At 49.7% G+C, this 20234-nt stretch carries 17 protein-coding genes and 6 pseudogenes; 13 read left to right on the top strand and 10 right to left on the bottom strand.

The genetic code is table 11. The features are described from left to right. The first annotated feature begins 145 nt into the window (after window positions 1-145). The 4 genes from K1I37_RS08590 to K1I37_RS08575 all read left to right on the top strand — a co-directional run bounded on the left by K1I37_RS08590 (window position 146) and on the right by K1I37_RS08575 (window position 3456). A complete protein-coding gene (locus tag K1I37_RS08590; protein WP_021298208.1) occupies window positions 146-1642 on the top strand; it encodes a DHA2 family efflux MFS transporter permease subunit in 1497 nt (498 codons plus the stop codon). 165 nt (window positions 1643-1807) lie between these two features. Next, the gene (locus tag K1I37_RS08585) at window positions 1808-2263 is read left to right on the top strand and encodes a response regulator transcription factor (protein ID WP_021298207.1); all 456 of its coding nucleotides are present in this window, start codon (window positions 1808-1810) and stop codon (window positions 2261-2263) included. Window positions 2264-2414: 151 nt separating this feature from the next. Beyond that, a complete protein-coding gene (locus K1I37_RS08580) occupies window positions 2415-2630 on the top strand; it encodes a hypothetical protein (protein ID WP_021298206.1) in 216 nt (71 codons plus the stop codon). Window positions 2631-2868: 238 nt separating this feature from the next. After that, on the top strand, window positions 2869-3456 hold the full coding sequence (locus tag K1I37_RS08575) for a sulfite oxidase-like oxidoreductase (RefSeq protein ID WP_021298205.1): 588 nt from the start codon (window positions 2869-2871) through the stop codon (window positions 3454-3456). A gap of 41 nt (window positions 3457-3497) precedes the next feature. Here the strand turns inward: K1I37_RS08575 and K1I37_RS08570 are convergent, their stop codons facing one another. Next, window positions 3498-4016, bottom strand: coding sequence for a hypothetical protein (locus K1I37_RS08570; RefSeq protein ID WP_021298204.1), 519 nt, complete (start codon window positions 4014-4016; stop codon window positions 3498-3500). Then, on the bottom strand, window positions 4017-4370 hold the full coding sequence (locus K1I37_RS08565; RefSeq protein ID WP_152498863.1) for a hypothetical protein: 354 nt from the start codon (window positions 4368-4370) through the stop codon (window positions 4017-4019). A 696-nt stretch (window positions 4371-5066) separates the two neighbouring features. Here K1I37_RS08565 and K1I37_RS08560 point away from each other — a divergent pair. Next, window positions 5067-6308 (top strand): YeeE/YedE family protein, encoded by a 1242-nt coding sequence (locus tag K1I37_RS08560; RefSeq protein WP_021298201.1) that lies wholly within the window; start codon window positions 5067-5069, stop codon window positions 6306-6308. 109 nt (window positions 6309-6417) lie between these two features. Here the strand turns inward: K1I37_RS08560 and K1I37_RS08555 are convergent, their stop codons facing one another. Then, entirely contained in the window at window positions 6418-9195 is a 2778-nt protein-coding gene (locus K1I37_RS08555; RefSeq protein ID WP_021298200.1) for a glycoside hydrolase family 3 protein, read from the bottom strand. Between the two features lie 274 nt (window positions 9196-9469). On the opposite strand from K1I37_RS08555, the gene K1I37_RS08550 reads away from it, so the two are divergent. The 5 genes and pseudogenes from K1I37_RS08550 (at window position 9470) to K1I37_RS08530 (ending at window position 11220) form a co-directional block, all read left to right on the top strand. Further along, the gene (locus K1I37_RS08550) at window positions 9470-10069 is read left to right on the top strand and encodes a transglycosylase SLT domain-containing protein (RefSeq protein ID WP_081654249.1); all 600 of its coding nucleotides are present in this window, start codon (window positions 9470-9472) and stop codon (window positions 10067-10069) included. Between the two features lie 130 nt (window positions 10070-10199). Continuing rightward, window positions 10200-10349, top strand: a complete 150-nt coding sequence (locus K1I37_RS08545; protein WP_161624385.1) for a hypothetical protein — start codon at window positions 10200-10202, stop codon at window positions 10347-10349. A gap of 191 nt (window positions 10350-10540) precedes the next feature. Next, window positions 10541-10666, top strand: a pseudogene (locus K1I37_RS08540) (LysR family transcriptional regulator); the annotation flags it as partial. A gap of 6 nt (window positions 10667-10672) precedes the next feature. Further along, the gene (locus K1I37_RS08535; RefSeq protein ID WP_021298196.1) at window positions 10673-11053 is read left to right on the top strand and encodes a LysR family transcriptional regulator; all 381 of its coding nucleotides are present in this window, start codon (window positions 10673-10675) and stop codon (window positions 11051-11053) included. Further along, complete coding sequence (locus K1I37_RS08530; RefSeq protein ID WP_021298195.1) at window positions 11050-11220, top strand: LysR substrate-binding domain-containing protein; 171 nt, start codon at window positions 11050-11052, stop codon at window positions 11218-11220. The genes K1I37_RS08535 and K1I37_RS08530 overlap by 4 nt, the downstream gene beginning before the upstream one ends. Window positions 11221-11298: 78 nt before the next feature. Here the strand turns inward: K1I37_RS08530 and K1I37_RS08525 are convergent. After that, window positions 11299-12156, bottom strand: a pseudogene (locus K1I37_RS08525) (SDR family NAD(P)-dependent oxidoreductase). Between the two features lie 123 nt (window positions 12157-12279). Between K1I37_RS08525 and K1I37_RS08520 the strand changes: the two are divergent. From K1I37_RS08520 to K1I37_RS08505, 3 genes are all read left to right on the top strand, one after another. Beyond that, on the top strand, window positions 12280-13182 hold the full coding sequence (locus K1I37_RS08520; protein ID WP_021298192.1) for an AraC family transcriptional regulator: 903 nt from the start codon (window positions 12280-12282) through the stop codon (window positions 13180-13182). A 126-nt stretch (window positions 13183-13308) separates the two neighbouring features. Then, window positions 13309-13725, top strand: coding sequence for a hypothetical protein (locus K1I37_RS08515; protein ID WP_152498862.1), 417 nt, complete (start codon window positions 13309-13311; stop codon window positions 13723-13725). Window positions 13726-14060: 335 nt separating this feature from the next. Continuing rightward, a complete protein-coding gene (locus K1I37_RS08505; protein WP_021298189.1) occupies window positions 14061-15290 on the top strand; it encodes an aminopeptidase in 1230 nt (409 codons plus the stop codon). Window positions 15291-15368: 78 nt separating this feature from the next. On the opposite strand, the pseudogene K1I37_RS08500 reads toward K1I37_RS08505, so the two are convergent. The 6 genes and pseudogenes from K1I37_RS08500 to K1I37_RS08475 form a co-directional block, all read right to left on the bottom strand. Beyond that, window positions 15369-15542 (bottom strand): annotated as a pseudogene (locus tag K1I37_RS08500) (iron chelate uptake ABC transporter family permease subunit); the annotation flags it as partial. A 171-nt stretch (window positions 15543-15713) separates the two neighbouring features. Then, a complete protein-coding gene (locus K1I37_RS08495; RefSeq protein ID WP_242215904.1) occupies window positions 15714-17030 on the bottom strand; it encodes an IS1380 family transposase in 1317 nt (438 codons plus the stop codon). A 119-nt stretch (window positions 17031-17149) separates the two neighbouring features. Further along, window positions 17150-17568: pseudogene (locus tag K1I37_RS08490) on the bottom strand (iron chelate uptake ABC transporter family permease subunit); the annotation flags it as partial. Continuing rightward, window positions 17565-18386 carry a FecCD family ABC transporter permease gene (locus tag K1I37_RS08485; RefSeq protein ID WP_021295366.1) on the bottom strand — a complete coding sequence of 274 codons (822 nt, stop codon included), beginning with the start codon at window positions 18384-18386 and terminating at the stop codon, window positions 17565-17567. The pseudogene K1I37_RS08490 and the gene K1I37_RS08485, both read right to left, overlap by 4 nt. A 31-nt stretch (window positions 18387-18417) precedes the next feature. After that, window positions 18418-19339, bottom strand: a pseudogene (locus K1I37_RS08480) (iron-hydroxamate ABC transporter substrate-binding protein). Beyond that, window positions 19284-20157 (bottom strand): annotated as a pseudogene (locus K1I37_RS08475) (ABC transporter ATP-binding protein). Before K1I37_RS08475 ends, K1I37_RS08480 begins: the two co-directional pseudogenes overlap by 56 nt. Between the last annotated feature and the right edge of the window lie 77 nt (window positions 20158-20234).

Below are 20234 nucleotides of genomic sequence, written 5' to 3'. Positions count from 1 at the left end.
GGAGGAGACGCGAAGATGGCTTCAGCAAATTCCCCCGTCCTCATGGAAAAGACAAAAACCCAACGTAACCACATTCAATAAGACGTTTATAAAAAGACAAAATCAGAACAGGTTGTTCGTCACAAGCTAGGAGGATGCCTTCAACATGCAAAACCAGCGTGCACCGCACCTGAACCGAACGCTAATCATGGTTGTCATGATTTCCGGGGCGTTTGTATCCATCTTGAATGAAACGTTATTAAACGTGGCGCTGCCATCCATCATGAGAGAATTGCACATCTCGACCACGACAGCGCAGTGGCTAACCACGGGCTACATGCTAACCAATGGCGTTTTGATTCCCGCAAGTGCATTCTTGATTCAGCGATTTAGCACCAGAACCCTGTTTCTGACGGCCATGGGGCTCTTTTCGGCAGGAACGCTGATTGCTGCCGTGTCACCCGATTTGGCTCTTCTGCTCGTCGGTCGTGTCGTGCAGGCTAGTGGCGCAGCGATTATGCTACCCTTGCTGATGACAACCGTTCTCGCAATGTACGAACCACACGAGCGCGGCGGTGCAATGGGCATCATGGGCCTTGTCATCACGTTCGCACCAGCCATTGGCCCGACCTTATCTGGATGGTTAGTCGAGCACCACTCTTGGCGCATTCTGTTCTTTGTCGTATTGCCAGTGGCAATTTTAGATCTCATATTCGCCGCCCTGTACCTTCGAAACTTCACGGAGACGCGCAAGACGTCTATCCGCATTCCATCGCTCATTCTTTCAACGCTGGGCTTCGGCGGTATTCTGTACGGATTTAGTACAGCTGGTAACGTGGGATGGAGTAATGAACGAGTCTACATTTCACTCGCAATTGGAATACTGTCGCTTGCCGCGTTTACGATTCAACAACTTCGAATGCAGGAACCTATGTTGGAAGTCCGGGTGTTTCGTTACGGCATCTTTTCCCTGACGACCGCTATCAATGTCATGGTCATGATGGCCATGTTCTCATCGATGCTGCTGTTCCCGCTGTATTTGCAAAATGTGCATGGATTCACATCTCTCCGATCCGGTCTGTTGGTCTTACCTGGCGCAGCCATCATGGGCATTCTGTCGCCGATTACAGGTAAGTTGTTCGATAAAATCGGGGCCCGCCCACTCGCTATCGTCGGATCTATTTTGACATTGGGGAGCATGTATCGTTTTTCGAGACTCACCGCGACGACGCATTACTCGACACTCATCATCACCTTCGCCATCATGATGGCAGGGATGTCCCTACTGATGATGCCGGTCATGACTGCAGGGCTGAATCAGCTGCCAAGTCGTTTACACGCGCATGGCACGGCGATGGGCAACACCCTTCAACAGGTGGCAGGTGCCATTGGAACGGCTTTACTCGTCACGGTGATGACACAAGGCACCAAAAGCCAGTACCAAAATCTCGCGTCGTCCGCCGCACACCCATTGACGACACCATCCGCAATGGCTCAAGCGTACAAAGAGGCCACAGTGCATGGCATCGACCAAGCATTCCTCGTAAGCTGTATTTTTGCAGTCCTGGCCCTAGTTGGGTCGTTCTTCATCCGCCGGCATATTCAAAAAGCGGCTGAAGCGGAAGCGAGCAGCAAAAGGTTGCGGACAGTGAAAGACGCCTAAAAATGAACCCATCAACAATTCATCAAGGAGAGTCCGCGAAAATTCGCTGACTCTCTTTTCTTGTGCCGCACAAAGATTTTAGCTATCTATGCAGAAGTAAATCATGAGAATATGTATTACCCGTCAAACGAATGGAGCGTTGTTATGCAGAACGAGGATTCATCCATGCCAAACACAGAATCTGCCAAAAAAATTCGCCTCGTTCTCCAATTTTATGTGGAGGATGATATGGGACCACTAAAGAAGGAAGTCATTGTTGATGTCGATCCCGCAACACACAGCAATTCCCACACGCCGAGTCCATATCTCGTCATCAATCATCTCACGGCAGCCATTCTGAAGTTGCTTGGGGGAACACCCTTGGTGTCTGACCAGGAGGCGTCCGAAACGACTCAACATGGGCACGAGTCACCCGTCAACGCAAAAATGTTTACCCCTCGAGAATTAGAGGTGCTCAGTTGCTTATTAACAGGCGCCACCAACCCGGAAATATCCGAGAGACTCAACATTTCACACAACACCGTGAAATTCCATGTCAAAAACATTCTCGATAAGTTACACGTCAAGAATCGCGTGGAATTGGCCGTTAAATATAAATCCTTAGACACAGACAACAACTAGTTTTCCCTTGACGTTCAATTGCGTGTTTGGAAATCGAATGAGTTCTCACATCTTATACACAAACCCTACCCGGATGGCTAGTTACCTTCAACCCGCCCCGGGTTTACTGTGAAATAGGAGCTTTACTTCACAGATAAAGGGGTTTGATCACATGCAAGCACCTATTTGGATCTATTTTATCGTCTTTGCAAAACTCGTCATTCTCGCCACAGCCCTTCTCGGGGGCGTACCGGTACTGGAACGTCGCGTTCACAAGGCAGAGGAAGCGCTCGGTGGAATCACTCGAATTGTGAAAAAGGGCTCGACGCGATATGTTGAAATTATCCCTCAAGAAGAGCAAACCGTTTTAACAAAAATGGCTCGCTAATCAACCATCCGAACCAATGTACCACACGCTCGAGCAAGGCGTTTCAATACAAAAGTTGCTTTCCGATAACCTTTCCGATATGGTGATGTTATGACTGTAGCATCACTGGTATGTTCTTCGTGAGTCCTCCTACTTGCACAGTAGGAGGACTACGTGTTTCATATCCCTTGTGAGCCATTTGAAACGACGCAATATCCGGCGCAGTGATGGGAATGATGTTGTAGGGAGGTTGTGTTCCGTGTCCAAACCACAAACGAACAAGTTACCTCCAGGCCAGGTGGAAACCTCAAAATTCCCTGTCATCCATTCTGGACCTGTACCGGACATTGACCTGAATACATGGGATTTTCGTCTGTTTGGATTGGTAAGTGAAGAATTGCGCCTGACGTGGAATGACTTTATGGAGCTACCGAAGTATACCTCGACAAGTGACGCCCATTGTGTGACCACATGGTCCCATACAAATAATGAATGGGAAGGCGTTGCACTGCATACAATCATGAGCCTTATCACCTTGGCGCCGGAAGCCAATTACGCGTTGGTACACGCGGAAGGCGGCTATACGACCAGTTTACGAGTCGATGATTTACTCCGTGAAGGTGTCATGCTGGCGTACAAACACAACGGCGAGGTGCTATCGCGTGATCACGGTTTCCCGGTTCGACTGATTGTTCCACACCTATATTTTTGGAAAAGTGCCAAGTGGGTTCGCGGTATAGAACTGCTGGCCGAGCCTAAGCTTGGGTTCTGGGAACAACGCGGCTACGATTTGTACGGTGACCCTTGGCTAGAACAGCGATATCGGGATACGACAAGTCGCACCTGACGAAGTCGAATTCTTCGGGCGCACGCATAGGCACTATCGCACTATTGTGGTGATGTTTCGGACTTTGGGTTATGCCGACCGTAGTATTTCATCGTGTACCGGAAAAAGACCATTTGAAGCGTCGTTGCGACTAAATACACAGAAAATGAATAGGGTAATTTCCACGTCGTGTACGTGTAAACGTGAAACAGTGTCGCCAGCCACTCAAAAAACTCCGCAAGCGCAGACCAACCAATGATGTATCCGACAAGCGCAAACCCCTTCGGATTAAACTTGTCATAGAGGTAGACGGAAATCAGCGCAAATGGGCTATACATGAAATACGTGACGACATCCATCAATTCATATTTCTTATAATCGTTGATGTCATACATATCCAATGGCGGGGTCATAATGGAGTGATCTAAGACGATAGCCACTGACACGACAAATAGTACGACAAGTGTGCATACCGCACGAGGATATCTCTTCGGCAAAAGTGAGACACATAAAAAACCAAATATCGTGCACAAAATGATGAACCATTCATTCCCATCAAACCGAAGCGGCAGCGGTAACAATTATCCCCTCTCCCTTCGCAGCATATTGCGATACCAAAGCCAGGCATAATTGAGCACGACAAAGACGACAAACCACTCAATGACGGACCACCAAAGATTCCACCGCGTGCGTTCAAAGACCCCCAACACGTCAGATAAATACTCAACACCAATTAACACAGCAATGCCGGCGGGGAGCCAAATCCATTTTTGATACGCTTTCACGGACGTGATATCGAAGTACCACACAATCAGCAGGGGCAAAATGACGATTCTAACCAGTGTCAGTGCCAAATAATCAGATGGTGAATCGGTGAATTGATACATCCCCAGATTGAGTGTTACGACTGTCATGACATTGTGATCGATAATCATGGCACACATCCAAATAAACATAATTTCAAACAAATGCAGGTGTTTCTTCGTTACAACGAAAGTGATGATCAAGATAATGGACAGTGAACAAAAACATGAAAAGGCCAGATAAACCCCTCCATAATGAGTTAAGCTTTCCATAAATTCTCCGCTTTGCCGTCGTTTATTCCTACACTGGAAAATAAACTGCAAAGAGGTGCTATCTTGGGCTAGGCAATGGAGAGAAAGGATGGGTTCATCGATTTCCCTAGACGGTGGGATATGGGTCATGTTCGGTGCATACATTTAGAGTGCTGGTGCGTAGAGTACTCATGAGGAAAAGGAAGGCGTAGGCCCCCATGAATTCGCTAAGTCAAAAACTGTGTAAGCTCCACCTTACACGCGTGACCGCTCTTGCTTCTTGCGCTTCCATTGGCCAACCAGACGGAACATGCCGGATGCAATTTGAAGCAGCAATGCGGCGATTTTCAGGGCAACCATGATGTCTTTCATGTTAGTCTCCCCCTTTATTTCAGGGGCCTAACGTCTCCTGATCCGATATATATTTTTCAGATTCCTTAATATTCCGTTGACAGACAAAATATCTCCATGTTAATTTCCCAAACGATATCCCTTGTAATCCCATTTATTTTATTTGAATAACCAACTCATTTATTGTAAGGTATATACATCATGCATATGAAAGGGGGAGCCTCATTGGCTGTTTCCGATAAATTTGTCAGCCTGGATACGCAAACGCGTGCCACATCTGACAACGGTAGTCCCAAAATCAATCGTGGATTCACAGCTTTTGCTCTCATTTTATTCGTCGTCGGCACACTATATTTAGGATTCGCAGTGTCCTGGACCATGGCACTGCTTTATCTGGTGGGCGGGATTTTAGGTATCACCCTGTACCACGCACGCTATGGGTTCACCTCATCCTGGCGCAACTTCCTCACCAATGGCCGAGGTGTCGGGATACGTGCCCAGATGGTCATGTTTCTCATCGCAAATATTGTCTTTTTACCGATTCTCTTAGTTGGACATGCTTTCGGTCACCCCGTAGCTGGCTACGTTTATCCTGTCGGATTTTCGCTCTTAGCAGGTGCATTCCTGTTTGGAATCGGTATGCAAGTCGCTGACGGCTGCGCTTCTGGTACGCTGTATCACACCGGCGGCGGCGATGTACGCGGCATTTTGACCATCATCGGTTTTATCATCGGCTCCGTTCTCGGCAGTTGGAACTTTGCATGGTGGCAGTCCACGCCGCACTTTCAGCCGGTATCATTTTTGACGACGTTCGGCAACGTCGGAGGATTCCTGTTTAATGTACTCCTCATGGCGATTGTATTCGTGACAACCATTATCATCGAACGCAGAAAGCACGGCAAAATTGAGTCGTTCGTCGCTGGCGGTAAGTCAGGATTAAAAGGCATTTTCCGCGGACCATGGTCTCTGTTGGCTGGTTCCATCGTGTTGGCGCTCGGAAATGCAGTCGTGCTCTTGCTCTCAGGTAAACCTTGGGGGGTCACTTCAGCGTTCGCGCTGTGGGGCGCAAAAATTGGAACTTGGTTCGGGCTGCCCGTGACGAGTTGGGGATACTGGCAGACACCAGCAAACGCGCATGCATTACATTCATCTGTTCTTTCTGACCCGACGACCATCTTGGACCTGGCTGTCATGTTCGGTGCACTGCTTGCAGCCGCTATGGCAGGTAAAATGCCACGTCCGTATTTCCGCCGATTCCCGGCCCGCATGGTCATCGGCGTGACCTTGGGTGGCATCGTCATGGGTTACGGTGCTCGTATTTCGTTTGGCTGTAACATCGGCGCTTACACCGATGGCATTGCTTCCTTTAGCCTGCATGGCTGGATTTGGATGCTTTGCGCAATCGTAGGCAGCTTCATCGGCATCGCGCTGAGACCACTCATTGCGCTGTCAACCAACCGGAAATAAAGTTGTCGTTCAGCAATCGATACACAACGAAATATCCACTTGATGGACAAGGCCCCTCGACTACGGAGGGGCCTTGTCGTTTTATCGACTGCTGTGCAGTAGCGACCGATTACGCATCCTTCATGTGAAACGGCTGCAATTGCTTGAATGTGATATCCCTTATTTCCAAGCCACTTAACCCAAAAAACAGTTTCAAATACGCGTGTTTGTTGAAAAAGAACACTTCTCTTGTCAGGGATACCCACTGTCCGTCCGTTCCATTAAACGTAAATATCGTCGATGGCACGTTATTTTGCAATAGGGTCACTGGCATTTGTGCAAGCTCACCAGCAGATGAGCGAGCTGTGATGGTCACTTCGTACTTACCGGGTTCTTCAAGCGCCACCGCGAATACATGAGAACTCCCTGTCGAGGTGTCGATGTTTTCAAGGCTTATCTGACCACCGTCGACAATGGGCTGATATGGCATATCAAAGTCCAATTCCTCATCATTCACTTCATCCAGTCCGACGACTTCCACAGAGCGTTCCTTGACGCCAAGTGCACGTTCCATCACTGGAGAGCGCATAATAAATCGGCAGACGTTTGCGGCGCAGCGCAATAACTCTCCCCTTGTTAACGACCCATCCGCAAGCGAAGACGATGTATTGTCATCCATTGGATTGGCGTCCGGTTGCTCGACGACCATGTACAAGTCGTTTTGCGCACGAATCATTGCGGCCGTATTGTTCCTGGACGGCGCTCCACCTTCATCATTGATTTTGGCCCACCAATCCGTCATGACCACACCTTGAAATCCCCACTCATCGCGGAGAATACGCGTATTTTGATCATAGAGTCCCGCAGTCCACACGCCATTGACTGCCCCGTAGGTGGTCATGATTGCATACGCCCCAGCTTCTTTGACCGCGATTTCAAATCCCTTGAGGTAAATTTCCCGCAACGCTCGCTCCGAGACGATCGAATTGAGATCATGCCTGTGAAACTCTTGGTTATTCGCGCAAAAGTGCTTAAGCGTTCCGGTTACACCCACACGATGCATTCCTTTTAACTGCGCCGCAGCCATTTTGCCTGTAAGCAATGGGTCTTCGGAGAAGTATTCAAAGTTGCGCCCGTTTAGTGGATTGCGATGGATATTCATCCCCGGACCGAGCAGCGTATCAATTCGGTTCTTACGCAATTCCATTCCTGTCATTTCATACAGATCTTCCATGAGCGCCAAATTGAAGGTACAAGCCAACAAAGTCCCATTCGGCATCGAAAACGCCGTCGTCCCACAGTCCATGCGAATACCCGAAGGGCCGTCAGAGCAACAGGCCGCCGGAATGCCGAACGCATTCAACCTGTCTGATACACCGCCAAAAGCCCCCGCAGTGCCTGGTGTGACCTTTGGCGAATTCATCCCTTCCCCTCGAACCATACAGGCCAAATCATCATCTGTCAGTTGGTCTAGGAAAGCATCAAGAGACACCTTTTGATGGTAGACATCGGCCAGTGTATACCCCTTGTCACCTGTATATTCCCGATTTTCCGGACGCTCAGCAAGGCGCCGCGCTTCGCTGTTCACCGTGCGCAACGGAACCTCTTCATAGGTCACTGTATAGCCCGTTTCGGAAGATACCGGTTTCATTCTGGTGAACGCAGTGACCGGCGCCATATTCTCGCTAAGACGCGAAATCACACGCAGCGCGTCGACCTGGTATTCAAAACAAGGCGTGGCGGATCGAACATCGGTTCCAGCATAAATGCGATACGTACCGGATTCCAAAACATAGCAGGACTTATTGCCCGTCACACCACCATCGTCATAGCAAGCCAAATCCCCGACTGGAATGGAGTAAGTCAATACTTCACTTTCCCCGGCCTCAATGGTGCTCGTTTTCGCGAAGGCGATGAGACTCCGAGCTGGATTCCCGAGCAGTCCTTGTGGCTTTTCTACATAAATTTGAACGACTTCTTTACCAGGGACAGATCCAATATTTGTAACCTTGAAGGATATCTCAATGAGGCCATCTGATTCCGATGCTTGAGCGACCTCTGTTTGAAACGTGGTATAGGATAGGCCAAACCCAAAAGGATAGAGTACCTTATCTTTTGCGAAGGTTTCAAAATAGCGATAGCCGACATAGATGTCTTCTTGATAGATAGCCTTGTCCTCATAGCCAAAGTTTGCGGTGGACGGGTAATCATCAATCGATTGCGCAATCGTGTCCGCCAGTTTGCCGGATGGCGCTACTTTACCAGTCAGCACGTCTACCAGCCCTTCCCCGCCTTCCATTCCACCCTGCCATGCATAGAGGACGGCACTAGGATGAAATTCGGATACCCACTGCATATCGATGATGTTTCCCACATTCAAGACGACGACCGTCTTCTCAAACGCCCTGCAAACTTTGTGAAGCATGTCCCGCTCTGTATCCGTAAGCAAGTAACTACCCGGATCTGCGCTATTATCCCTGTCTTCCCCAGCTGTTCGACCGATCATAATGAGCGCCAAGTCGGACTTCGCAGCAGCTTGTAAAACGATCTCGTCACTGACCGGCATCTCTTTTTGTGACCACGGCTCTCCTGCCCAGCCAGTTCCTTTATCAAACGGGTTTTCTTCTAACCATGCTTCGTAAACTTGAAGCAATTCGCCATTCAACCGAATCTCGTCGCAGCGCTGCAACGCGTCTAATGGCGTCGTGACATGCGTGACATTGACCATTCCACCTGAACCAGTTCCACTTTTATAATACGCAAACTGATTTCGCCCAAAGACAGATACGGTACTGCCAGCCTTTATCGGTAACGTGTCATGTTCATTTCTTAATAAAACAGCCCCCTCTGCAATCGCAGTACGGGCCAACGCGCGATACTGATTCCAATCCAGCATATAGTGCGACATCGAACATCCTCCTAAAAAACACGACATTGGCCGGCCGTGATTCATCCCCTTCTCCGATGAATGCAAGCGCCATCATTTGTGGTGCAGTATAAGAAAGCGATTACCGCTATACTACCGCATTACGTCGAAAAAAATAAGAACTTTAACAACTGACCTAGCGGATACCCACAAAACGAATGTATTTCGCACGAACCTATAGCTGGACAGATGCCATCCGCTCAAATTTCGACATGGATCATCAAAATTCCCCATTTTATCACGAAAGGACGAACCGATGACTTATCTACCTCCGGCGCAAGTGGCGCATTACGCTTATGATGCAGGGTTTCGAGGTAATTCTTTGGTCACCGCCGTCGCGATTGCCGGCAGCGAATCTTCATTCAACACTTCCGCGACCAGTCCGGCAAATACCTGTCTGGGTCTGTGGCAAATCAACAAAATACACGATACAGCAAACCCCTCTGCCCTTTATGATCCAAGTGATAACGCGAAAATGGCGTATTCAATCAGCGACCATGGAACGAATTGGCGGGCATGGAGTACGTATACGAACGGATCGTACAAAAAGTACTTAAGTGTCGCAAAGACAGCCGCAAAAGCAATCGCCGCTCCGTCTTATCCTAGCGTCAATGTGGAAGTGGATGGCCAGGCGTTTTCTGCTATCGCAGTCAACGATGAGACATATCTCCTATGGACGGCCTTGTCCAAGTGGGGCATTCCATACAAGTATCTCGGTAACGGTAAATTTTCCATTCAGGGGCAAACCGTACAAGGGGTTGTCGACGACGGCAACACCTATCTCAATTGGAGCTCCATACCTGATATTCAGGTAACCAAGGTGAACGGAGAATTTAGCTTCACCGACAGCTATTAAGATGTTGCCAAGGCGCGCTGGCCTTGCCATCCTGGAGTCCTGTGGAGATTTCGATACGCTTCTACACACCGTTTGGTGCGCTCGTCGATACAGCCCAGCACGCCCATTTTGCTGGCTGGGCTGTTTTACGGTGGCTGCGCGTGCGCTGCAGGCCATTCACATGCGCAACAATGGAACCAATACCGGGGCCGGCGCGAGCGTGATGAATGCCGCAGTCACCATCGACAAGCTCGCACAGGTACCTTCCATCTGTCCAATCTCGAAGGCGCGAGCCGAATAACAGAAATAGGATGATGAATCCCCAAATACTGCCTGGAATTGGTGCGCGCAACATCTTGGATATCCATGTGCCGATCTCGCTGAGTCCAAACAAACACGCGACTTGCAGGATCATCCAAAAGATGTGCGTCTAATATATAAAAAACGTGTAATCGAGTCGTAAAACGAATCAATTGTAGAGGGGAAACCAATGTGGAACTTCGGCAGTTGGAGTACTTTATCGCGGTGGCAGAAGAATTGCATTTTGGCCGTGCCGCGTCGCGACTGGGGATGACACAGCCGCCCCTCAGCCAGTAAATACGCCAGCTCGAGGATGAGCTCGGTGTGCGCCTATTTTATCGGACCAATCGCCATGTCGAGTTGTCGGACGCAGGGCGCGTGTATCTCAGCGAGGTGCGGCGCATGTTTGCCTTACTTCAACAGGCGGAACAGATGGCGCGCAAGGCGCAACTTGGCAAGATGGGCAGGCTGGTTCTCGGGTTCGTTGGCTCCGCGACATACGATGTGTTGCCGAACGTCATTCGCGCGTACCAGGACCAGTACCCTGATGTCGATCTCGTTCTGCACGAGATGCCCACGCCAGATCAAATTGACGCGTTACTGAACGGCACCATCGACGTGGGGGTGCTGCGCCCGCTGACGTCCCATCCAGCGTTGACGGTTCGCACCGATCGATATGGCCTGGTCTATACGACAGCATCGTGACACTCTTTCACGAAGAAGGGGTCAGCCCGACCATTCGCCTTGAGGTGACAGAGGTTCAGACTGTCGTCGGATTCGTGGCTGCGGAGATTGGGGTCAGCATTTTGCCGGGATCGACAAGATGGCAGTTCGCACGGACGGGCAGACTCGTTGACTGGGATTGGATGTGAAACGCGACAGGCGTCTACCGTACCTTCCAGCCCAGCACGCCGATTTTGCTTGCTGGGCTGTTGACCTTGGTTACCAGTTTATGCGTCAAATTCGGAATGCAGCGCAATGTCGCGCCAGCTCTCAATGTCGGCCGCCACTGCTTTGCCCGGATGTCCAGCCTGCTTGCCATTCCACTCCTTTAACGCACAAACCCGTCCTGCGGTTTCATCGTAATCCGGGATCGTCTTCTCTGCCAACTTGAGCGAATCTGCCAAGAAATCCGTACGAAATTGACCGGGTTCGACGAGAGAAACGTGAATACCAAGCGGCGCTACCTCTGCGGACAGCGCTTCCGATAACCCCTCGACGGCGAACTTCGTCGCAGCGTAAATGCCTGATCCGACCCCTGCCGCAATGCCCGCTACAGACGAGATATTGACGATATGTCCAGAACACTGTTCCCGCAGTATCGGCAAAACGGCACGCGTCACCGCTAGTAAACCAAATACATTCGTGTCAAAAACCGCGCGTGCCTCCTCGTCACTCACCTCTTCAACGGCCCCCATCAATCCGTATCCTGCGTTATTCACCAAGACATCGATACGGCCAAAATGAGCGATAGCAGATTGCACCGCGGATGCGATTTACTGTTTATCCGTCACATCCATGGCCAAAGACAATAGCTGGTTGGCTTGGCCGATTAGCGAATTCGCCGTCGCAACGGGATTTCTAGAGGTGGCGACAACCGCATCTCCCAGATCCAAAGCGGCTTGGGCAATTGCGTTCCCGAGACCGCGCGATGCACCCGTAATCAACCAGACCCGGCGATGTGTGTGTTGGTCAGTATTCTGTGTCACTGAAATCTCCCCTCCAACATGAGATGGCGTCTCTTCGATTGACGACAACTGTATTATGAACTGGCAACAAAGGATTCCGATATCCGATTCCTCGCACATGATTGCCTAATCCTCCAAAACCAATTGAGTAAAGCAGACAGAAACACTATCATGAAAACAGGTGTTCATCAGGAGGGGAACAGGTCAAATCAAGTACACTCAGTACAAGAAGAGATGCGTGAGATGGAACAAACACGAGAGAAATTGGCGAGGATTATCACTCAAATTTGTACCCACGACGGATTTCACGTTACAGCCATCCCATCACTTCGCCTCATTCGGCGTTCACAAGTCACCGAGCCGATTTACACCCTGCACGAACCAGCGCTGTGCATTGTCGTCCAGGGCAAAAAAGTATCGATGTTGGCTGACGAAAGCTATCTGTACGGACCGTCCGACTACCTCGTCGTATCTGTTGACCTACCTATCTCTGGCGAGGTTATTGAAGCGAGCCCAGAAATGCCGTACCTGTATATACGGATGGAAATTGACCCCCATCAGGTGCTCGATGTGATGAAAGAATCCAATTTAACGCCGCGAAAGACTGAAAATACACGTAGAGGGCTCTATGTGAGTCAGGCGAGCCACAGCTTATTGGACGCCGCCATGCGACTAGTCAACCTGCTGGACACCCCTGGTGACATCCCGGTGCTTGCACCACTCATCACGCGAGAAATTCTGTATCGCATCTTGAATAGCGACCAAGGGGAATCCTTAAAGCAAATCGCGATGACTGGCAGTCATTCGTATCGGATTGCACAAGTCATTCACAAAATCAAGCAGGACTACGCACAACCGCTGCGGGTTGAGGAGCTAGCGACACTAGCCCACATGAGCCCTTCGTCACTGCACCGCTATTTTAAAGATGTCACGGCAATGAGCCCGTTACAATATCAAAAGCAAGTGAGACTCCAGGAAGCCCGCCGCATCTTGCTGACAGAGGCAACCGATGCAGCCGAAGTCGCCTTTCGCGTGGGCTACGACAGTCCATCCCAATTCAGCCGTGAATACGCGCGCATGTTCGGCTTGCCACCCATCAGTGATATCAAGCGCCTGCGTAAGTCACTTCTAGCGTCGGGATCGTAAAGGGCCCGAAACAAGCCGTCTTAATCCCGCCAAATCAAGATAGCGTACACACTTCCATTTCAGCACATAGAAGGAAATAAAAATGTATCGGAGAATCCCTATATGGAGAAACAGTGGGGTGATCTGATGTTTAGAATAAAGAATCGTTTTGCATCGTGGCTGGCGGCGCTGTTTGTGTCCACCATAGGCCTGTCTGCAGCACTGCCGGCAACAGTGGTACGCGCCCAAACAACGCCCGTTGCCGTACATACCGCTACAAAGAAAACGACCGTTCAAATCGTCTCATCAAATCTATACGTCCATCACAATCAATACGCCTCTGTGACCATTCACACCAGTCCTGGTGCACACTGCACCATCGAAGTGGTCTACAAGTCCGGCTCCAGCCACGCAAAAGGATTAGATGCCAAAACGGCACCGAGTTCAGGCGTCGTTACATGGTCGTGGAAAATTGGTCCAAGTACGACACTTGGAACCTGGCCCGTGTATATTACAGCCAACAATACGTCGATTCACACCTATTTACACGTACAACGAGCCTAATCACCGTTTCTAACCCAAAATCACACAAAATGAGTCCGGTTTGCGGCGTTTCACCAATTCCCGCAAACCGGCCCCTTCAAATTCAAGCTGCTATTCGCATTGTCCGTTCGCCAGTTCATCGTACAAATTCACTTCATTGCCCAATACGTCTGTGAGTGTAAAATCCGGTGCCTTCTCCCCCAACCTGTAGTCCTCCAGCGATACCCGATGCCTGCTGAATTTCAATGAATTATCCATCATATCATGACAGGTGGCCTGCTTTAGGGAAATATCCGCGCATGTCATGTACAATAAAAGCCGATGTCATGACCACACAGAAGAAAGGATGTACCTTCATGCCGACCATCAAGCAGCTAGAACAATACGCAGACGTTCTCATTCGGATTGGCCTCAACATTCAGCCGGGCCAACCGTTAACCATTCGGACCCCCATTGAGGCCGCTGAATTCGTCCGGATTCTCACCGCGCGTGCATACGCGGCAGGTGCGAGCACCGTGAACATTGATTGGAGTGATCCAATCATCAAACAAATCCGCCTAAAGCAAGAATCTGAGGAAAATCTGCAACGTATCCCCAATTGGGTTGTTCAAAAAGGCGAAGAAGAATGTGACAACAACACCGCATTTCTAACCATCGCTGCGGAAGATCCAGATCTTTTGGCCGACGTTGATCCAAAGAAAATTGCGCTCTATTCCAAAGCACACGGCGCCGCCATGAAAAAATTCATGCAAAACTTCATGGAAGACCGTGTAAGTTGGCTGGTGTGCTCGATTCCTACGGCAAAGTGGGCGACAAAAATGTTCCCTGGCGACTCAGAAGAGGTAGCCGTTCAAAAGATGTGGGACGCTATCTTCGATGTCATGCGAATGAACGAAGATGATCCTGTCGCAGCCTGGAACGCCCATCTCGATAGCCTCGAAGCGCGCGCAAAATTTCTGAATGATCACCACTTTCAGCGCCTGCACTACAAAGGCCCTGGCACAGATCTCAAAGTCGCTCTCCCCAAGCGCCACTTCTGGCAAGCCGCTCGCAGTGTCAACGCCCAGAACGACTGGTTTGTGGCCAATTTGCCGACAGAAGAAGTGTTCACACTGCCTCAGCGCGACGGGGTCGACGGCGTTGTCAAAAGCACGATGCCTCTCGCCTATGGCGGCGTTGTCATCGAAGAACTGGCGCTCACGTTTGAACATGGTCGTATCATCGACTACACAGCAAAAACTGGTTACGAGACGCTGAAGGAATTAATTGAGACCGATGAGGGGTCCCATTTCCTCGGTGAGATTGCGCTGGTTCCAGTGGACTCACCCATCTCGAATCGAAACCAGTTATTCTACAACACCTTGTTTGACGAAAACGCATCGTGCCACATCGCCATTGGCAAAGCCTACCCCACGTGCCTTGTCGGCGGCAAAGATATGTCCGAAGAGGAGCAATACGCGAACGGCGCAAACGACAGCATTACCCACGTCGATTTCATGATAGGTTCAGCTGAACTCGACATCGACGGTGAAACAGCGGACGGATCGATTATCCCGCTGTTCCGCAAAGGGAACTGGGTAATTTAAAGGGATACTAAGCATCAAAGGTTGGCATTTCCGGGTACACACTCGGAAATGCCAACTACTTTTTCAACAATAAGTAGATGTTCCCCAAATATCGCCCGCCAACCATTGCACGATAAAATTGACCTTCTCGTCGTCGGAAGAGGAAATCAGGATGACCATCAGACCTGACAACTCCAACGAAAAACCTACACCGACAAGTACTAGCCTGACGGGCTCAAGTCCGGTTTTTCGCTGGTATGAGAAAACATAAACCCGGATTTCGACGATTAGGTGATTGAGGTCATTGACCGGGGCATGTTTTCAAGTATTTGGTGGATTTGTTAGCGGACACGGCGAATCATGGTACGGAACTAGAGCAATGGACACAATTCCCCCCTCCCCAGGCCAGGCTATGAACTCCACTTTTTCAATTGGAAGAAAAATCTACGTGGCGGCATGAAGCATGATCAACGACCGATGCTTGGCATACACGGGAAGACGAATGCTCCACTGGCGTGCATGACGCACTAGAATCCCAGGTAGATGGAATAGTCTTCGTCTGAGCCGTCCGGCGGTCCACTGTCGCACCCCTGGTTGAAGCGCGACGTGCTTGTACAGCAGGAGTAGATTATACGCAAGTAGCTTTAGACCTTGCAGCGCTTTGTTGGCATCGAAATTCTGGCTGGAGAATCGGTCAATGGCAAATCCATATTTGGCTTCCTTGATGTGATTCTCAGCGTTACCACGAAAGTTATAGAAGTGCCATACATCCTCGCCGCTCCAGTCAAACGTTGTGGCAATCGCCTCGTATTCCCAGAGCCAATCCGCACACAGGCACTCCTGGGGGTCAATGTCTAAGCGACGCACAATCACGACCCGCCGAGGCCTGTCCCAGGATGTTGCCTGATACATGATGGAAGTAACGTCACAATGTTCCCGGTCACTCTCTGTGATGCAGTGCCAGAGGAGATTTGGCGCTTGCGCCAACTGTGCGAGTCGCTTGGTCCACTTCAGTTTGATGACGTAATCCCGCTGATCTTGCTCCAATATCTGAAACACTTTTTCTCCGGTAAACCCTTTATCCATGCGGACGGCACGAATGTTGACGCCATCCGGCAACTGGTCTTTCATCGCCTTGTAGAAATCCGCAAATCCATCTGATGTATGGGCGTCACCAGAGCGCAACTCATCATAGAGACAACAACCAGTGAGTGAATCAAACGCCAGCAAGGGATGGAAACTCGCTCGTCCGTGATGGTGTGGATTATATCCAACAGCGGACTGTTGCTGCGCGCCATAAACAGTCTCTACAGAGGAGTCGATATCGACCACGATGCCTTGTCCTTTGGGGAGAAGTGACCTTAGGATTTGTCTATGCGCCGAACGTATCGCTTTGATGCCAGCGTCGGAACCGAGCCGCTTCAGATCCTTATACAACAGAGTCGTATCAGGCAGTTTCGGCACGTCCAACTTCAGCTTCAACAGGGGATCTTGTTCGATGTCCTCAAAGTGGAAAATCCGTTCCTGACCCAGCAAGGAACCGAAAATGACGGTCAGAGCAATATCGTCCATGTGGAACTGGGTGTTTCTGCCCTTGCGTAATCCATGTACCCAAAACTCCCTGTCAATACCCGTTCCCAAAACGAAATCTATGAGACCACTTGCACCGCCAAAGGAGGTGGCGGCATTCAAATCGTAGCGAGTATGAATTGTAGAGCTTTTACGAGCAAACTGACTTCGTGTATGATTATATTGTTTCACCCAAAAGGTGCTCCTTCCTAGCGAAGATGTGGTTCTCGACAAACTCATCTTAGCCATACGGGGAGCACCTTTTCAATTATTCACAACAGTTCATGAGGACACAATCGTCGAAATCCGGGATAAATGAAAGCGGCTGTGACAACAGCGCCGACAAACGCAACGGCGGGCAACATGTACGAGAATGTCCCTTCGTCAATCGGAAAAAACAATAGAAAACCGTGATAGCCACCCCGGCGCCGGAGTTAATGCCAATGATGCCCGGGTCAGCCAAATCATTTTTTGTAATGCCCTGTAGAATAGCCCCAGAGACGGCGAGCGCCATGCCGGACAAAATCGTGATGATGATACGTGGCAAACGAATACCGTATAAAATAAAGCTATCATCAAACGATCCGCGCCCGAACAAAGTCGGGACGATTTCACGATAGGAAACACCCGAACTGCCGATTCCCAACCCGATAAAAGCGGTCAGTAACGTAAGTCCGATTAAGCTAATCAGGGTAAGTCTCTGTTTCCTCACAACCACTGGATGTATCACGAGAACGCCTTGCCCCCTTTATGCACGACAAATAAGAAAAAGGGTAGGCCCAAGACTGCGATAATCGTCGCTACAGGCGTTTCGTAAGGAGCGTTCAAGGTTCTGCCAAGCGTATCCGCAAGGGGCAAAAAGCTTGCGCCGAAAACCGCTGACATTGGGATGATTGAGCGGTAATCCGTCCCGACGATTGCCCTCACCATATGTGGAATCATGAGCCCAATAAAGGCCAGGTTGCCAACGAGCGCAACGGATGCGCCTGCCAACAGCACAATGACAACATAGAGCGTCACCTTGACTTGAGCGACCTTTTGTCCTAAGCCAACCGCAATGTCTTCATTCAAACTCAAGATAGTGAGCTGCCGGGACAACAGAATGGCAACGAAAATTCCTACAATAACAAGGGGAATAATGACTTCGAGTTGATCCCACGAAGTTCCAAGTAATCCCCCAGCAGTCCACATCGACACACTTTTTGAGATTTTAAAGGTCAGTGCAACTCCCTGTGCGACAGCGTCCAGAAAAGCGGACACAGCAGCCCCCGCTAAAACAATTCGGAAAGGGGAAAACCCACCTTTTTTCGCGGCACCAATTCCGGAGACCATCAGCACGACAATCGCCCCCACTTCACGTGGAAGGCGAATCTCACGAATAATGTTCACAGCCTCGTTATTCTCATGGGACGTAAGGGCAAGCCAGATATCCTGTATGGTAATATTCGCGGCACCTGCGTGAATCGCCAAGATAAAGCACAACATCAGCACGACGATTCCAATGATTAATTTGTAAGTAAAGGTGAATAAGTTCTTTCGCATCGTCATTTGGTCCTCACATTTCCCACATGATGACGAGTTACTGTCCGAGGAATGCCTTTTTAAAGAAATTCAGTTGATAATCCAGCGAGATCGGATCATTAAAACTGAACGCCGCATCGTTGGCTACGAACACATGATGGTTCTTCACCGCCGGAATGTCCTTATATGCCTGTGTCTGCTCGAAGGAAGTGTCCAAACCTGGCTCTAAACACAAAATGACATAATCCCCAAAGTATTGTGGGAGGACCTCTTGTGAGATTTCATAGTACCCTGGTTTGAACGCTTTTTACAATATCTGTAATATTCAAATGCATGGCCTGGTACAATATCTCCGTTCCCCTGCCCCAGTTATCACCGAATACATAAAACTGCTTCCCCGACGTTTCAACCACCGACACGGTCGCATTATCGCCAATCTTCGCTTTAATTTTCTGCCCCAATGCCGTCGCGCGCTTTTGGTAACTGGCAACCCATGCCTTCGCTTGTGCTTCCTTATTTACCAGCTTTCCAATGGCCTCAAATTGCTGCAAGTAATTTAACTTTCCGTATGTATACGTGACGGTCGGCGCAATCTTCTGCAACCTATCAATATTCTTAGTCGTGGAATAGCCGATAATTAAGTCTGGCTTGAGTGAAGCAATCTTCTCGAGGTCATCCGCGGAGACCTCTGCAACGCCTTTTAAATAGGGTTTATAATTCGGATTCTGCTCTGCGTAGGAATCCACACCAACAATGTGAACGCCCAGTTTTATGACATCTCCCGCAGATAGATCTAGCACAACCACTCGTTTCGGGTGAGCCGGTACTTGAGTGGGTCCGTTCTCCGACTGGTATGTGACCATGTCAGACGCACTACTTTTCGTCGATCCACTCGTATTACTCGACGTGCTAGTCGAACAGCCACTAACGAACGCCAGCAGCAACAAGAGTATCGGCAGAAATACCGTGAGTTTCCTCATCGCGCGCAGATTCATTGTGTTCATCGTTCTCCTCTTCCTTTAACAAGTTGTACGTGATGCACATCGGTTTATCCGTTTGTGGATCTCGCCCAATCACAGCACGAATCTGAAAAACCGCGCGTAGCACATCGTCCGTGATGACTTCCTCGCTCGATCCCGCCTTGACGATTTCTCCGTCCTTCATGGCAATGATATAGTCGGCAAAGCGCGCAGCCTGATTAATGTCATGAAGCACCATCACAATCGTTCTTTCCTGCTCCCGATTGAGCTTCTGCAACAGTTCTAGAACTTCCAATTGGTGAGCCATCTCCAAATAGGTCGTCGGTTCATCCAAAAAGATAATGTCTGTTTCCTGAGCTAGTGCCATCGCGATCCACACGCGCTGTCGCTGCCCCCCGACAAAGAATCGACCGCGTGATACCGGTACTCCGAAACGCCCGTTTGACGCATTGCCCAATCGATGACATCAAGGTCGTTTTGCGCCAATCGACCAAATGCTCCTTGATACGGAAATCTAGCGTACGAAACCAGTTCTGCGACCGTAAACCCATTCGGACTTTCCGGCAACTGCGGAAGAATCGCCATCTTCCTAGCCAAATCTTTCGTACTTTCTTTGGAAATGTTTTCGCCGTCTAGATACACCGCACCCGACTAGGAGAAATCAAACGCGTTAACGCCTTTAACAACGTCGATTTACCACAACCGTTCGAACCGATAATAGTGGTAATCTTCTTGTCAGGGATATCAATCGTTAGATCTTGAACAATCAGCCGATCACCATAGCCAATATTCAACCGGTCCGTGTATAAACGATGCATAACCATCCCCCCCTATCCAACCGAGTCAATCCAGCATCGGCACATTCCAGTAAATGATGACTAAATTAGTCACCTTT

The sequence above is a fragment of the Alicyclobacillus acidoterrestris genome, assembly GCF_022674245.1.
In the GTDB taxonomy this organism is placed as follows: Bacteria; Bacillota; Bacilli; order Alicyclobacillales; family Alicyclobacillaceae; genus Alicyclobacillus; species Alicyclobacillus acidoterrestris.
The sequence above is the reverse complement of the archived record's forward strand: the minus strand, read 5'-3'. Positions and strand labels throughout refer to the sequence as shown.

What these genes read in the sequence shown, in the direction of transcription:
- K1I37_RS08590 (WP_021298208.1), top strand. Translation starts at nt 146, where the DNA reads ATGCAAAACCAGCGTGCACCGCACCTGAACCGAACGCTAATCATGGTT.
- K1I37_RS08585 (WP_021298207.1), top strand. Translation starts at nt 1,808, where the DNA reads ATGCCAAACACAGAATCTGCCAAAAAAATTCGCCTCGTTCTCCAATTT.
- K1I37_RS08580 (WP_021298206.1), top strand. Translation starts at nt 2,415, where the DNA reads ATGCAAGCACCTATTTGGATCTATTTTATCGTCTTTGCAAAACTCGTC.
- K1I37_RS08565 (WP_152498863.1), bottom strand. Translation starts at nt 4,370, where the DNA reads ATGATTATCGATCACAATGTCATGACAGTCGTAACACTCAATCTGGGG.
- K1I37_RS08555 (WP_021298200.1), bottom strand. Translation starts at nt 9,195, where the DNA reads ATGTCGCACTATATGCTGGATTGGAATCAGTATCGCGCGTTGGCCCGT.
- K1I37_RS08550 (WP_081654249.1), top strand. Translation starts at nt 9,470, where the DNA reads ATGACTTATCTACCTCCGGCGCAAGTGGCGCATTACGCTTATGATGCA.
- K1I37_RS08520 (WP_021298192.1), top strand. Translation starts at nt 12,280, where the DNA reads ATGGAACAAACACGAGAGAAATTGGCGAGGATTATCACTCAAATTTGT.
- K1I37_RS08515 (WP_152498862.1), top strand. Translation starts at nt 13,309, where the DNA reads ATGTTTAGAATAAAGAATCGTTTTGCATCGTGGCTGGCGGCGCTGTTT.
- K1I37_RS08505 (WP_021298189.1), top strand. Translation starts at nt 14,061, where the DNA reads ATGCCGACCATCAAGCAGCTAGAACAATACGCAGACGTTCTCATTCGG.
- K1I37_RS08485 (WP_021295366.1), bottom strand. Translation starts at nt 18,386, where the DNA reads ATGACGATGCGAAAGAACTTATTCACCTTTACTTACAAATTAATCATT.